We start from the raw sequence: 13,973 nt of genomic DNA on the forward strand, positions 1-13,973 counted from the left end.
TGGGACGGAAGCGGTCCGGTGAAATTTAGTTAAAGACGCTTCGAAAGGAACGGTAGCGGTTCCGGTGCGGTTGGTCGCCGCCTCGGTCCTGGCGGGTTCCCGCTGCTGACGGAAAGCCGACAGCCCTTTGTCCACAGGGAATTCTTTGCCCGCCGCGAACGGGTCCGATCACGGCATGTTCTAGGCATGACCCCTTCCACATCGGTGCTCTTGGCAACTACCAACGAGATCCTGCTCGACGACCTGCTCCGGCTGGCGGCGGCAGCCTCGATCACACCCGTGGTCGAGCCGGACCTGCTCGGCGTCCGCCGGCGCTGGCACTCCTGTTCGCTGGTCGTGGTCGGCCGGGATCTGGCCGAGCCACTGGCCCGGGCGCAGCCTGCCCCAAGGTCGGGAGTGGTCGTGGTGGGTTCCGGTCTGGACGGCGACGAGCTCTATCGCAGTGCTTTCGACGTCGGTGCGGATGCGGTGTTTCGCTTACCTGCCGACGAGACTGCGCTGGCCGGGAAGCTGGCGGATGCGGTGGACGGTTCGGTCCGGACCGCCCTCACGCTCGCCTTCGTCGGCGGTTGCGGCGGAGCGGGTGCGACCACGCTCGCCGCGGCCGTTGCGGTGTTCGGCAATCGGCGCGGGTTCCGCACGATGCTGATCGACGGTGATCCGCTCGGCGGCGGAATTGAGTTGGCCCTCGGGATCGAGCGCGATCCTGGTGATCGCTGGCCGAAACTTCTGAATGCATCGGGTCGGGTGAGTGCTGCGGCTCTCCGGTCCGCTCTGCCTTCTGTAGATGGACTTTCGGTTCTGTCCTGGGATCAGTCCGACGTGACGGTTCTGCCGCCGGACACGATGAGTTCGGTGATCGGTGCGGCCCAACGCAGTAGCGATCTCGTTGTGGTTGACCTGCCTCGCCGTGCGGATCCGGCGGTCGAGGAGGGTTTCATCCGGGCGGCTGCGACGTTACTCGTCGTACCGTGCGACGTGCGATCGGTCGCTGCGGCCAAACGGCTGGTCGGCCCGCTGCGTGCTGTCGCCGGCGATCTGCGGGTAGTCGCTCGTGAGTTCCGTCCGCAGGTCCTGTCCGCTCTCGACGTCGCGAGCCACTTGTCATTGCCTTTAGCAACAAGAGTTGGTCACGAGCGTGACTTGCCGACAGCGATGGACCAAGGGCGCTTCGATCCTCGTCCGCGTGGTCCGTTGTCCCGATCCGCGGCCGACATCCTCGATCTCTTCACCCACGCCGATTCGAGTGCCGCATGAACTCTCAGCCTGCTTCCACTGAGCTAGTCGAGCGCGTCCGCAACACGCTTGCGCTCACTGGCGCCAAGCCAACTCCAGCCCACGTCGCGGCCGCCCTTCGCGCCGACGGCACTGTCTGTGGCGACGCGATGGTGCTGGCGGTCGTCACCGCGCTCCGCCGCGAGGCCCTCGGCGCCGGTCCACTCGACATCCTGTTGGCCGAGCCAGGCGTCACGGACATCCTCGTCAACGGTCCGGACGAGGTGTACCTGGATCGCGGCCACGGGCTCGAGCGTGCCCTCGTCCGCACTGGCGACGACTCCGCGATCCGCCGCCTCGCCACCCGCCTGGCCGCCGCCGCAGGTCGTCGCCTCGACGACTCAACGCCGTACGTCGACGTCCGCCTCCCCGACGGCACCCGCTTCCACGCCATCCTCGCCCCCGTCGCAGCACCCGGCACCTGCCTGTCCCTCCGCGTCCCGTCCCGTCACGTCTTCACCCTCGACGATCTCGTGGCCGCCGGAGCCCTACCACCGGCCGGTACGCCGATCCTCCGCGACCTGCTCGAATCCCGGCTGGCTTTCCTGATCAGCGGCGGCACCGGGACAGGCAAGACCACCTTGCTCAATTCCCTGCTCTCATTGGCCGATCCGTCCGAACGCCTGGTCCTCGTCGAGGACGCCAGCGAGCTCCGTCCCGATCATCCACACGTCGTCCGCCTCGAGGCGCGGCCGCCCAACGTGGAAGGCGCCGGCGAGATCTCTCTACGCGACCTGGTCCGCCAAGCCCTCCGCATGCGTCCCGACCGGCTGGTCGTCGGCGAGGTCCGCGGAGCCGAGGTCGTCGATCTCCTGACCGCTCTGAACACGGGCCACGAGGGTGGCTGCGGCACCATCCACGCCAACTCAGCTTCCGACGTCCCAGCCCGCCTGGAAGCCCTAGGCGCCTTGGCCGGTCAACCCCGCGACGCCATCCACAGCCAAGTCGCCTCAGCCCTGGACGCCGTGATCCACCTGACGAGAGGTGACGACGGCACCCGCCGAATCTCCGAAATCAGAACCTTCACCCGCCACCCCAACGGCCAAGTGTCCACGACCCCCGCCGTCGATTTCCACCCCGACAACACCATCACCCTCCACCCACCCGCATCCCGCTTCACCCACCACCGCCCAGACCAGGTTGGCGCAGCATGACGACTGCCCCTATCCCCGGCCCATCCACCTTCACCCGCCACCCCCACTGCCACGCATCCGCGCCCCCCGCCGTCGATTTCCACCCCAACAACACGGCCACCCTCTACCCACCCGCGTCCCGCTTCACCCACGAACGCTCAGACCTGGTTGGCGCATGACCCCCACCCCAATCTCCGACCCACCCACCTTCACCTCCGACCTTCCCGCCTTCATCCATGGCCCGTCCGCCTTGGTCTCCGGCCTGCCCGCCCCGGTCTCCGGCCCGTGGGCGTTCGTCTCTGGTTTCCTCGTGTTTCTCGCGGCTGCTCTCCTCCTCCCGCGCCCGGGGCGTGGGTTACACCGCCTGACCACGCCAACCCGAGATCGAGATCCCGGTAAGCCCACACCCCACCTGTTATCCCGTCGCCGCCTAGTGGTGATCCCACCGGCCGCCGCGATCCTGGTCGCCGTGCTCGGCGCACAGTTCCTCGTCTCAACCATCGCCATCGCCGTCGTCCTCGCACTCGTCGCCAGCCAGCGCGCACACCAACGACGTCGCACGGTCGCAGCATCCCGCCGTACGCAGATCGTCGAAGCCCTCGACGTACTCGCAGCCGAACTAACCGCCGGCCGTCCACCCGTCGACGCCTTGGAAGGCGCCGCCTCCATCAGCCCCGACTTTCAGGTCGCCCACGCCGCAGCCAAACTCGGCGGCGACGTCCCCGGCGCGCTTGAACTGGCAGTCGAAGAACCCGGCGCCACCGGCCTTCGAGCGCTCTCCGCCGCCTGGCGCGTAGCCGAAGAATCCGGCGCAGCCTTCGCCGCCCTGACCGAACGCCTGGCCGACTCCCTCCGCGCCGACGAATCCATCCACCGCCAAACCGAAGCCAGCCTCGCCGGCGCCCGCTCCACCGCCCGGATCCTCGCCGCCCTACCCATCTTCGGCATAGCCCTCGGCTATGGACTAGGCGCGAAACCCCTGACCTTCCTCACCGCCACCCCACCCGGCTGGTTCTGCCTAGCCGCAGGTCTATCTCTCACCGCTCTAGGCCTCCACTGGACCACCAACCTCGCCAAGCCCACCACCTGACAGCCAGGTTCCCCATGCCAGCAACCCTCTCCGCCGCAACCGCCGCAGCAATCACCACCTACCTCCTGACCCCTCCCCGCCCCACCCTCCGCCGCCTAACCGCAAATCCCCGCCGCACGCGACCACCAACCCCACGACTACACAAACTGGCCGCACTCGCGACGGCGCTCGGCGCCCTGCTCCTGATCGGCTTCCCGTGGGGAGTCGTACCAGCAGCAATCGCCTTCTACGCAATCCCGCGTGCCCTATCTCGCCTAGAACCCGCAGCCACCAAACAACGCACAGCCAAGATCACCCGCGACCTCCCGCTAGCTGTCGACCTCCTCACCGCTTGCCTCCGCGCCGGTCGCCCACCGCAACACGCCCTCACCCTCGTCGCGACGGCCGTACCCGGCCCACTCGCTGACCTCTTCAAGAACGTCGCCCACCACCTAGCCCTAGGCGCAGACCCACTCGACGCCTGGTCCCACCTACGTTCCGAACCAGCCTGCGCCTCCGTAGCTCGAGCCATCGATCGCTCGATCCGCTCCGGCGCCCCACTCTCGAAGACCCTCGACCATCTGGCCGACGACACGCGCCAGTCCCACCACCACGCCGCCGACCAACGAGCCCGCGCCGCAGAGTCCCGCTCAGCTCTCCCGCTGGGCCTCTGCTTCCTGCCCGCGTTCATCTTCCTGTCCATCGTCCCGACCATCGCCGATGCGTTGATCCCGTACCTGTTCCACCCGTGAGGCCGTCATCCACAGCCCAGAAAGTCCTTGCAAAAAAGGCCATCCGGCAACGGCATGTTGTCAGTGAGCGATCCGGATCGGCCGATCGCAAACCCCGGAGGAACCAGATGTCCAAGGCACTAGTAGCCGTCCGCAACCAGCTCCGCACCCGCCCCCGCAACCAGCTGCGCAACCAGTTCCGCACTCGCTCGCGCGGCCAGCTCGGCGCCGCCACCGCCGAGTACGCCGTCAGCGTCGTAGCAGCCTGCGGTTTCGGCGGAATCCTCGTCGCCCTGCTGAAGTCCGACGTGATGATGAACGCCCTCAAGGCCCTCATCAACTACGCCCTCAAACTGGCCGGCGTAGAAGGCGTCCAGCTCTAGCCCGATCCGGCGGCCGGTCGGCCCCGACCCGGCCGGCCGCCCTTTCCCGCAGGAGCCACTACATGCCGTTCGCCGACAACGCCGTACGCAAGACAGAACGTGAGAACGATCGTGGCGCCATCACCGCCGAGTTGGCGATCACCCTGCCGGTGCTGCTCTCCCTGCTACTCCTCGGCATCTGGTCGATCGGCCTGGTCATCCTGAACATTCAATGCATCGACGCTGCTCGAGACGTGGCCCGCGCAGTAGCCCGAGGCGAACCCCCAGACCAGGCCAAAGCCATCGGCCACCGCACCGTCCCCACCGCCACGATCACCATCACCCGCGAAGGCCAAGACATCCACGTAACAGTCACCGCCACCCCAACCCACAACCCCCCACTCCTGACGTCCCTCACCCCCGCCCACCTAACCGCCGAAGCCACCCTGCAATCCGAACCCACGGAGCCCGATTCCCCATGACCCAAACCGCAGATCGACGGCCCCGGCACACCCAGCACATCGAGGGTCACCGGCTCCGGCATACCGGGCACAACGAGAGTCGACGGCTTTGGCGTACCGGTCACAACGAGAAGGGAAGCGCAACCCTCCACTCCCTCTTCGCCGCCGTCCTCCTCATCACAGCCCTAGCCGCAGCCACCCTCTGGTCCGCCATCTCCACAGCCCGCCACCAACTAACCGCCGCCGCCGATCTAACCGCCCTCTCCGCAGCCCAATCCCTAACCAAACCCCCAACAACCGCCCAGCCCTCAGCCGCCCGACAACCCCTCATCCCACCCACCACGCCCGAAACGCCCTGCACCACCGCAGCCCGAATAGCCACCCTCCACAAAGCCCACCTAACCGCCTGCCACCCCACCCCCACCGAGGTAACCGTCGGACTATCCCTCCAACTAAACCTCCCCTTCACCCACCCAACCCTCACCACCACCGCCCGAGCCGGCCCCCTCTAACCACCCCGACTTAACCGGCGAGCTCGACGGCCAGGTCTGGCAGCGGTCGGAGTATTCCGGGGCTTTGTGACGTCGATGGTTGGCGCGGAAGGAAAGTCCAGCTGGCCGCGCGGGTACCCGTCAAACGGCCGGGGGTGAGGGGGTGGTTCTGGTGGGGTCGCGATCTGGTCGCAATCTGGTAGAGATGCCGCGTTGATGTGGACGGAATGTGGGAGCGGGCTTCATGATCTGGAACCGAGTACTGCTCATCCTCCCGGACGTACTTCCCCGACGTCCGGACGGTTACCTCGGAGGCCCGTTTGCCCAACCCGATCCGGCTGCTGCTGGTTGACGACCAGATCCTCAGCCGTGGCGTGCTCCGCAGCGGTCTGGAGCGTGAGCGCGATCTGGAGATCGTTGCCGAGATCAACAGAACCGACGATGTGGTAGGTGCCGCGAAACGGCATCGCGCGAACGTCGCGCTGCTCGACGCCGGTGGGCCTGGACACGACAGCATCACCGTGACGACGGAGCTGCGTACGTCGATGCCGGAGTGCCGGGTCGTGATGTTGACGACGTACGGGCGTCCTGTGCATTTGCGGCGTGGTCTCGACGCCGGGGCGAAGGGGTTCGCGCTGAAGGGGAGTCCGGCGCCGCAGTTGGCGGATGCGGTGCGACGGGTGCACCTCGGGCTGCGGGTGGTCGACGCGAACCTGGCGGCCGAGACCCTCAGGTACTCCGAGACCCCGCTCAACGAGGGCGAGACCGACACATTGCGGGCGGCCCGCGAAGGGGGTTCGGTCGCGCTGATGGCACGGAAGCTGGACGTCTCCGAGCGCGTCATCCGTTCACGACTCTGGTCAGCGATCGGTAAGACCGGCGCCCGAACCCGCTCCGACGCAATCCAAATAGCAGAAAACAACGGCTGGCTACTCGACTGAGCACTCCCGCCTCGTGCCTCCAGCCGATGGACTGATTAGAGGGGGTCTAGTTGGTCTAGGAGCCAGGTGGGGCCGGTGGCGGTGGCGCCGGTGGGGTCTGTTCGTTGGCGGAGGCCTCGGTCGGCCGTTACCACGGTGACCTCGGGGTGATCGTCGCGGCTGGCGGACTTGGCGGTGATATCGGCGATGGTGTCGTCGCCGGAGCCTGGGGCGAGGACTACCTGGAGGGTGCCGGTGTCGGGTGCGTCGGGGCCGGATACCGCGGCTTTGGCGGCGCCTTCGAGGATGACGATGATGTCGGTGGTGTCTTGCAGGTTCTGCTGGAGTACGGCGAGCTTGGTCAGGAGCCGACGAGCGGCGCCGGGGCGATCGCGCCACCAGCCGTCGGGGCGTGACCCGATCACATTCGCAGCATCCACCACGATCACCTGACGCTGTCCACTACTCATCACCCCAGTCTGCCCCGTCCACACACCCACCGGCCGGACGACGGCGCCGCGGTCGCCCAGGCAACTGTCCCCAGCACGTTGCTCAGTTGGGGGTCCGACCCTCCACCCGCGCGGTTGTTAGGTGCAGGTGGAGAGGAAGTTGCCGGTGTGGGTGACTAGGAGGTGGGGGCCGGGGGTCGCGGGGAGGCGTTCGTACGACGAGCGGACGGCGTGGCGGGTGCCGTTGGGGGAGAGTACGAGGGTGTTGGGGGCGTCTATGGCGATTAGTTCGTCGTCGGCGCGGACCAGGACTGGGGCGGTGTAGGACCAGGAGATCGCCGTGCGGCCTGCGGCTAGGGCGGCCAGGGTGGCGGGGATTAGGTCGGGGCCTTCGGCTGAGGCGTCTACCGCTATCCAGGTGGTCGGCGTACCGGGTGGGGTGAGCGAGCTCGGGTTGTGCCAGTCGCTGCCGCCGATGGGCGTCGTGCGTTCGAGACCCCAGGCCTCCCACCACGCGATGGGGCCGCCCCAGGTGTGATCGAGCCAAGATGAGTGCCAGATTTCGGCGAGGGGTGGGTGTTCCGGGAGCGGTTGGCGCCAGGAGCAGTCGCCGCCCAGTGGATGGTTGATCGAGAGCAGACCACCGCGTTGCGCGACCTCCGAGACCCAAGTGGAAGCGGGCCGGCGGAAGTCGATCACCCCGATCTCGCCGAACGCGTTCGCGTGGCCGGTATCGGTCGTTACCTCTTGGCCCGGGATCAGGCCGATGCCGAAGCGGTTGCCGACTGAGGGCAGTTCGAGGTGGTGCGCGACCGTGTTGTGGTCGGTCACGGCCAGCACATCGAGCCCCGCGGAGACGCCGAGGGCGGCGAGGTTGGCGATCGGGGTGGAGCCGTCGGAGTGCAGTGAGTGCGCGTGGAAGTCGCCGGCGATCCACTTCAGGCCGGACGATGCGGGCAGCGATCGGCGCGGCGGACGAGGGGGTACGGCGATCGCCGCCGACAGCTCGTTGTATTCGGTGAGACCGGGGATCTCGGCTACTGGTCCGGTTACCGCCTCGACGACGAGCTCGACGCCCTCGACCGGTACGCGGTGCAGGCCGATGACGACCCACCAGGTGCCAGCTTCGAGCTCACCGGCCAGGTATCCGGGTGTTGCCGCAATAGGTGTGATCGCGAAGGTCTGGCGCGCACCGCCGGACCACCCACGCCAACCGCCCGCACCTTCGCAGCCGAGGTCAATGACCGCACCCTCGACCGGTGGGACCTCCAACGTGACGAGCAGCCCAGGGCAGTCGGCCGGGATGTCAACAGGCAACGAGTGCCAGACCGACTCAGCCCGGTCGTCGAGCGTCCACACCTGGCGGTACGTCGTAACAGCCATCAGTCGACCGAATCCGGTGAAAGAAGCTGGACGACCGGCGTGCAGCACGGGCCGGCGTCGGTCGACCAGCACAGGCCGGCGTCGGCGGACCAGCGCATGCCGGCGTCGGCGGACCATCCCGTGCCTGTGTCGGCGGGCCGGCGGGTGGTGGCGTTGAGGGTCATTGCGTGACTTTGGTTGGTTGGTGGGCCAGGAGGTCGCCGGATTCGCGGTCGTAGAGGAGGACTCGGGAGGCGGGAGCGGTGAGGACAACCGTTGCGCCGGGACCCGGCTCGTCTTCTTCGGGCACGGTTACGCCGATCAGGGTTCCGTCGCAGTCGACGGTGACGAGGGACTGGGTGCCGAGGTTCTCGGCCACGACGACCGAGCCACGGAGCGCCGGTCCGGTGACGTCGCCGGATGCCATCGTCAAATACTCAGGACGTACGCCGACAGTCACCTCAGCCCCGGTCGGTACAGAACCAGTGGCCGCAGGCAACGACCCGCCCGCGACCGACACCGCTTCGGCCGTAACCGTCCCAGGGAGCAGGTTCATCGGCGTGGACCCGATGAAGTTGGCGACAAACGTGTTAACCGGCCGCGCGAAGACCTCACGAGGAGACCCGAGCTGTCGAAGCTTGCCGGACTCCATCACCGCGATCCGGTCAGCCAAAGCGAGCGCCTCAGCCTGGTCGTGCGTGACGAACACCGTGGTGATGCCCAAGTCGCGCTGCAGCTTCTTCAGGAACGTCCGCGCCTCCAGCCGCAGCCGAGCATCCAAGTTCGACAACGGCTCGTCCAGCAGCAGCACCTTGCCCTCGGACGCGATCGCGCGTGCCAACGCGACCCGCTGCTGCTGACCGCCCGACAACTGACCGGGCTTACGCTCCAGCAGGCCTTGCAACGAAAGCTCACCACCGGTGCGTTCGGCGACCGCAGCACGCTTCGCCATCGGCACCCGACGTACCTTCAACGGGTACGTGATGTTCTCCGACACGTTCATGTGCGGGAACAGCGCATAGTCCTGGAAGACCATCGCCACCCCGCGCTTGCCCGGCTCGAGCCGCGTCACATCCGCGGAGTCGATCCGGACCTTGCCTTCGGACGCGGGCTCCAGGCCGGCGATCGTCCGCAGCAGCGTGGTCTTGCCGCACCCGGACGGGCCGAGCAGCGCGAAGAACTCGCCGTCGGCCACGTGCAGGTCCAGCCCGTCGACGGCGCGTACGCCGTTCGGGTAGACGGTCGCCAGGCTTTCGATGTCGATGCCCGCCATCAGCTCTTGATCCCTCCATGGAAACGGAACCCATACCGCGAGTTCACCAGCAGGTACAGCACGACGACCGGGATCGAGAACAGCAGCGCGAAGACCGGGATCACCTGGAGGTTGGCACTGCCGCCCTCGTCGGTGAAGGTCTGCTGCAGCACGGCAGCGGGCTGCTTGTCGATCGACCGGATGAGCAGGAACGGGACCAGGAAGTTGCCCCACGCGTTCACGAACGCCCAGACCATGATGGTGGCCAGGCCGGGCCGCGACACCGGCAGTACGACGTCGCGCAGGATCTGCCACGTGGAGGCGCCGAACACCCGCGCCGACTCCTCGTACGACTTCGGCACCGCGTCGACGAAGTCCTTCAGGATGAAGATTGCCGCTGGCAACAACCCGCCGGTCATCACCAGCGCGACTCCGAACCGCGAGTCGATCAGCCCGAGCTGGAACATCATCACGAAGATCGGCACCATCGCCGCCGTACCGGTGACGACCGATGACAGCAGCAACAACCCGTACAGCAGAGCGTCCCGGCCAGGGATCCGCACCCGCGACAACGCGTACGACGCCAACGCGGCGAACGCAGTCACGGCCAGCGCGGTGGTCACGCAGATCAGCAGCGAGTTCACCAACGAGTGCATCGCGTACGGATGGTCGAGCGTCTTCCGGACGTTGTCCAACGTCCAGTCCGGCCAGTGCACGCCGAGTCCTGGCGAAGCGTCGAACGGCGCCGACGCGATCCACAACATCGGTACGGCGAAGAACAGCGTTATCGCGCAGATCAGCACATAGAAGCCGATCCGCCGTACGACGAATGCAGGCGTCCTCATGAGCGCCTCCGAAGTAGCCGTAGGTAGACCAGAGAGACCAGCAGGTTCGCGAGCAGCAGCAGGAACGAGATGGCCGACGAGTAGCCGAGCTCACCGCCCTGCAGGGCCACGTTGTAGATGTAGACCGGCACCGTCTCGGACGCGTGGTTCGGTCCGCCCTTGGTGAGCAGGAACGGCGAGAAGTCGTTCGCGGTCCACAGCGAGATCAGCAGCGTGTTCGTGAGCACGTGACCGCGGATGTGCGGGAACACCACGTCCCGCAGCGTCTGCCAACCGGACGCCCCGACCATCCGCGCCGACTCGAGCTGCGACGGCGGTACGGCCTCCAGCGCCGACGAGTACAACATCATCGAGAACGCCGTACCGCGCCAGACGTTGAACACCACCAGGCAGGCCATCGGGTAGTCGATCAGCCAGGCCGTCCCCGGCGTACCGAGGATGCTGTTGAAGGTGCCGCCGTCCCGGTCGAAGAAGGCGACCCACAGGTACGCGACCACGGTCGACGGCAGGATCCAGGCGAGCAGGACGAGCCCTTGGACAGTACGTCGTACGGCGGGACGCGTACGGCGCATCACCCACGCGAGCGTGAAGCCGAGGATGTTCTGCCCGACGATCGCGGAGCCGAGGACGAACAGCATCGTCAGCCACAGCGCGTTGTGGAAGAGCGCGTCGTTGAGCGCCTTCGTGTAGTTCGACAGGCCCACGATCGACGGCGACACCGCCTCGACACCGGTCAACCGGTAGTTGGTGATGCCGATGTAGATGGTCCAGAGCGCCGGGAAGATCAGGAACGCGCCGATCAGCAGGAAAGCCGGCGCCAGGAACCCGAAGGCCCGTCCGACCCCCAGCCCGGCGACATCCCGCGCGGGGCCACGATCCCGCGCAGGGTCACGACCCTGCGCGGGTGCGGAAGTGGAAGTCATCAGTTGGTGGTGACCTTGTCCTTGCTACCGGCCGCCGCCTCGACAGCCTTCTGGTACGCCGCCGCCGCGGCATCCGTGGTCTTGCCCGCGACCACGTCCGCGGTCGCCTGCTGCAGCGCGGCCGAGACCTTCGGGTACTCCGCCAGTCCGGGGCGGAACTGGGTGAGCGGCAGGACCTTGGTGTTGATGAAGCTCAGCATCGGGTCACCGGCGAGCACCTCGTTGTTGACGTCGGTGCGCTGGGTGATCTTCGCCGCGCCGTCCAGTGAGGCCTTGACCATATCGGCGGAGTTCATGAACTGCAGGAGCTCCCAGGCCTGCTGCGGGAACTTGGTGTTCGGGTTGATCACGGTCGCGCCGCCACCGGACATCGACACGAAGTCCTGGCCCTTCACGCCACCACCGGGCTTGTTGGCCGGGATGAGCGCGTAGCCGACGGCGGTGTCGCGGTCGGCCATCTTCGCGACGCCCTGCTTGGGCTCCACGACGCTGCGCCAGAAGTAGTCGCTCTCCAGCAGAATGCCGACCTTGTTCGCGGCGAACTGGGCGAACGACTTGTCCCGGCCCTTCGCCTCCTTCTGCAGCACGGGGTCGCCGAGACCGGTGCCGTAGACCTGGTGGTAGAAGTCGAGCACCTGGCGCAGCTGCGGGGTGTCACCCAGCCACTTGCCGTCGGTGTTGATCGTGGTGCCGGTGCCGACCAGCAGCGGCAGGATGCCCTGCATGGTGGTCGCCTCGCCCATCGCCGTACCGGCGTTGATCTGGATCGGGTCGACGCCTGGGAGCTTCTTCAGCGCCTGGCCGGCGGTGATGATGTCGTCCCACGACTTCGGCTGCCAGTCGGCGGGCAGACCGGCCTGCTGGAACAGCTTCTTGTTGAAGAACAGCACCCGGCCGTCGGTGCCACCGGGAACGCCGTACCGCTTGCCCTCGAAGCTGCCGAGCTGCTGGACCGACTCCGGGATCTGCTTCCAGCCGTCCCAGTCGTCCACCTTGCCGGTATCGCCGACGGTGTCGGTGAGCGGCTTGATGTAGCCGGCCTGGGCGAACTCGCCGACCCAGATGCCGTCGATCTGGATCAGGTCCGGACCGGACTTGTTCGACAGGTCCAGCGACAGCTTCTGCTTGTAGACCTCGTCGTCGGAGCCGTCGCCCTGGAACTTGACCGTGACGTCGACACCCTTGCCCTTCTGCTCGGCGACGAACTTCGGGATCAGGACGTCCTCGATGAAGGTCGCGCCGGCGCTGCTCTTGCCGCCCTTGATCGCGTTCGAGCCGATGGTCAGCTCGACCTTCTTGGCCTCGGCGTTCCGGTTCGCGTCCTGGTCGCCGCTGCCGGAGTCGGACGAGCCGAGACAGCCGGTGAGCAGGGCGAGCGCCGCGGCGCCGAGGACACCGGTCGTGCACAGCCTGAGTGATCGCATCAGGAGCTCCTAGCGAGAAAAGTGGTCCAGCAAGAGTGCCGGTCAAAGATTGGCACTCCTCAGCAACTATGTGAAGACTTTTACCCAACCCGTGGTGAACGTTATCTGGTGCTGGCGGCAACCATGTCAAGTTCGGATCCCGCCGTACGCATTGCGGAAGAGTTAAAGGATCCTCAAGGTTCCGTGGCAACAGGTAGCTGACTAGATACAGACCGTGACCGGCGGGGTACGGTCATGCCGATCGGTTCACTGGATCGGAGGTGAAAGACATGGGTCTTGTCTACGGCGTTGCCAGCCTTCTCGATGGCCTGCTTTTCGGCCACCATCACCATCACCATCACTACTGGCACTGCGGGTGGTGATGAACCGGTGAGGTCAGGGTCTCGCTGACGCGCAAGCAGCGAGAATCCGAGCCCATCGGTCCGGCGAGTCTCATCCCATCCAGCGGAAAGGACTCCGAACGCACGGGCGGCCCCGACGATTTCGTCGGGGCCGCCCGTCTCTGTGTCGCTCCGCGGTGACTACTTCTGCGCCAGTTCCATCATCTGCTTCGGCAGCACCGTCATCTGTGCCGGGATGGGCAGCTGCGGCCGAACGAGCTGGAGCAGGCTGGATGCGGCGTTCGCGATCGGCAGTGGCAGGGCCAGGCCCAGGGATGCCAGCAGCGCGTTCACGAGTGCCAGGACCGCACCCAGGATGTCCAGGCCCGGGAGCGGCAGTGCGCTCCAGCCCTGGACCGGTGTACCGGTCGCGGACATGCTTCCGGTCGGTTGTGCCTGCTTGGCCTTCCCCTTGCCGAGCAGAGACGTGAGGGCGAGACCACTGGCGTCGTTCACGAACGTGCCGGCGCTCTCGTCGTAGGACCACTTCTGCCCGTCACCCGCACGGCAGGGCAGTACCAGCAGTGGCGCGGAGGCCGGCACCTTGGCCAGGTCCGCACCGCTGTCCAGGCAGGCACCGGTCGAGGCAAGGGCGCCACCGACGCTCTTGCTCATCGCCACCTGCAACTGGCCGGACTCGGTGTAGACCCACTCCTGGGTCTTGCCTTCCTTGCCCGGTGCACACGCCATCATGACCGCCATCGGGACCTTGGCGGCTGCGACGAAGGTGAGGCAGTACCGCGTGTCGGCGCGGGTGGCGATCTGTTTCGCCACACCCACCTCGACGCCCGGCGTGGACGCTGCGTCCTTGACCGGGTTCGCGGCCTGGGCCGGTACGGCGGTGGCGAGTGCGACGCTGACCGCGAGCACTGCCACGCCGGAACGGCTCAAAATCT

At 67.0% G+C, this 13,973-nt stretch carries 16 protein-coding genes; 8 read left to right on the plus strand and 8 right to left on the minus strand.

Translation table 11 applies throughout. The features are described 5' to 3' along the window. Positions 1-186: 186 nt before the first annotated feature. The 8 genes from ssd (at position 187) to AB0L70_RS08365 (ending at position 6,463) form a co-directional block, all read left to right on the plus strand. A complete protein-coding gene (gene ssd / locus AB0L70_RS08330; RefSeq protein ID WP_363681424.1) occupies positions 187-1,257 on the plus strand; it encodes a septum site-determining protein Ssd in 1,071 nt (356 codons plus the stop codon). After that, positions 1,254-2,429 (plus strand): TadA family conjugal transfer-associated ATPase, encoded by a 1,176-nt coding sequence (locus tag AB0L70_RS08335; RefSeq protein ID WP_363681426.1) that lies wholly within the window; start codon positions 1,254-1,256, stop codon positions 2,427-2,429. The genes ssd and AB0L70_RS08335 overlap by 4 nt, the downstream gene beginning before the upstream one ends. Positions 2,430-2,583: 154 nt before the next feature. Beyond that, positions 2,584-3,498, plus strand: coding sequence for a type II secretion system F family protein (locus tag AB0L70_RS08340; protein ID WP_363681428.1), 915 nt, complete (start codon positions 2,584-2,586; stop codon positions 3,496-3,498). Positions 3,499-3,512: 14 nt separating this feature from the next. Beyond that, positions 3,513-4,229 (plus strand): type II secretion system F family protein, encoded by a 717-nt coding sequence (locus tag AB0L70_RS08345; RefSeq protein ID WP_363681430.1) that lies wholly within the window; start codon positions 3,513-3,515, stop codon positions 4,227-4,229. A 107-nt stretch (positions 4,230-4,336) separates the two neighbouring features. Then, positions 4,337-4,591, plus strand: a complete 255-nt coding sequence (locus AB0L70_RS08350; protein ID WP_363681432.1) for a DUF4244 domain-containing protein — start codon at positions 4,337-4,339, stop codon at positions 4,589-4,591. A gap of 62 nt (positions 4,592-4,653) precedes the next feature. Beyond that, positions 4,654-5,052, plus strand: a complete 399-nt coding sequence (locus AB0L70_RS08355; protein WP_363681434.1) for a TadE family type IV pilus minor pilin — start codon at positions 4,654-4,656, stop codon at positions 5,050-5,052. Then, positions 5,049-5,543 carry a flp pilus-assembly TadE/G-like family protein gene (locus tag AB0L70_RS08360; RefSeq protein WP_363681436.1) on the plus strand — a complete coding sequence of 165 codons (495 nt, stop codon included), beginning with the start codon at positions 5,049-5,051 and terminating at the stop codon, positions 5,541-5,543. Before AB0L70_RS08355 ends, AB0L70_RS08360 begins: the two co-directional genes overlap by 4 nt. A gap of 299 nt (positions 5,544-5,842) precedes the next feature. Next, entirely contained in the window at positions 5,843-6,463 is a 621-nt protein-coding gene (locus AB0L70_RS08365; protein WP_363681438.1) for a response regulator transcription factor, read from the plus strand. A gap of 35 nt (positions 6,464-6,498) precedes the next feature. Here AB0L70_RS08365 and AB0L70_RS08370 read toward each other — a convergent pair whose 3' ends face one another. The 8 genes from AB0L70_RS08370 to AB0L70_RS08405 form a co-directional block, all read right to left on the minus strand. Beyond that, positions 6,499-6,912: a hypothetical protein gene (locus AB0L70_RS08370; protein WP_363681440.1), complete on the minus strand. Its 414-nt coding sequence runs from the start codon at positions 6,910-6,912 to the stop codon at positions 6,499-6,501. 117 nt (positions 6,913-7,029) lie between these two features. Further along, positions 7,030-8,274 carry a CehA/McbA family metallohydrolase gene (locus AB0L70_RS08375; RefSeq protein WP_363681442.1) on the minus strand — a complete coding sequence of 415 codons (1,245 nt, stop codon included), beginning with the start codon at positions 8,272-8,274 and terminating at the stop codon, positions 7,030-7,032. Beyond that, positions 8,274-8,438, minus strand: a complete 165-nt coding sequence (locus AB0L70_RS08380) for a hypothetical protein (RefSeq protein ID WP_363681444.1) — start codon at positions 8,436-8,438, stop codon at positions 8,274-8,276. Before AB0L70_RS08380 ends, AB0L70_RS08375 begins: the two co-directional genes overlap by 1 nt. Next, positions 8,435-9,526, minus strand: a complete 1,092-nt coding sequence (locus AB0L70_RS08385) for an ABC transporter ATP-binding protein (RefSeq protein ID WP_363681446.1) — start codon at positions 9,524-9,526, stop codon at positions 8,435-8,437. Before AB0L70_RS08385 ends, AB0L70_RS08380 begins: the two co-directional genes overlap by 4 nt. After that, positions 9,526-10,350, minus strand: a complete 825-nt coding sequence (locus AB0L70_RS08390) for a carbohydrate ABC transporter permease (RefSeq protein WP_363681448.1) — start codon at positions 10,348-10,350, stop codon at positions 9,526-9,528. Before AB0L70_RS08390 ends, AB0L70_RS08385 begins: the two co-directional genes overlap by 1 nt. Then, complete coding sequence (locus AB0L70_RS08395; protein ID WP_363681450.1) at positions 10,347-11,273, minus strand: sugar ABC transporter permease; 927 nt, start codon at positions 11,271-11,273, stop codon at positions 10,347-10,349. The genes AB0L70_RS08390 and AB0L70_RS08395 overlap by 4 nt, the downstream gene beginning before the upstream one ends. Beyond that, on the minus strand, positions 11,273-12,697 hold the full coding sequence (locus AB0L70_RS08400; RefSeq protein WP_363681451.1) for an extracellular solute-binding protein: 1,425 nt from the start codon (positions 12,695-12,697) through the stop codon (positions 11,273-11,275). The genes AB0L70_RS08395 and AB0L70_RS08400 overlap by 1 nt, the downstream gene beginning before the upstream one ends. A 521-nt stretch (positions 12,698-13,218) precedes the next feature. Next, positions 13,219-13,953 carry a ricin-type beta-trefoil lectin domain protein gene (locus tag AB0L70_RS08405; protein ID WP_363681452.1) on the minus strand — a complete coding sequence of 245 codons (735 nt, stop codon included), beginning with the start codon at positions 13,951-13,953 and terminating at the stop codon, positions 13,219-13,221. Positions 13,954-13,973 lie beyond the last annotated feature (20 nt).

Source organism: Kribbella sp. NPDC051952 (assembly GCF_040680855.1).
In the GTDB taxonomy this organism is placed as follows: Bacteria; Actinomycetota; Actinomycetes; order Propionibacteriales; family Kribbellaceae; genus Kribbella.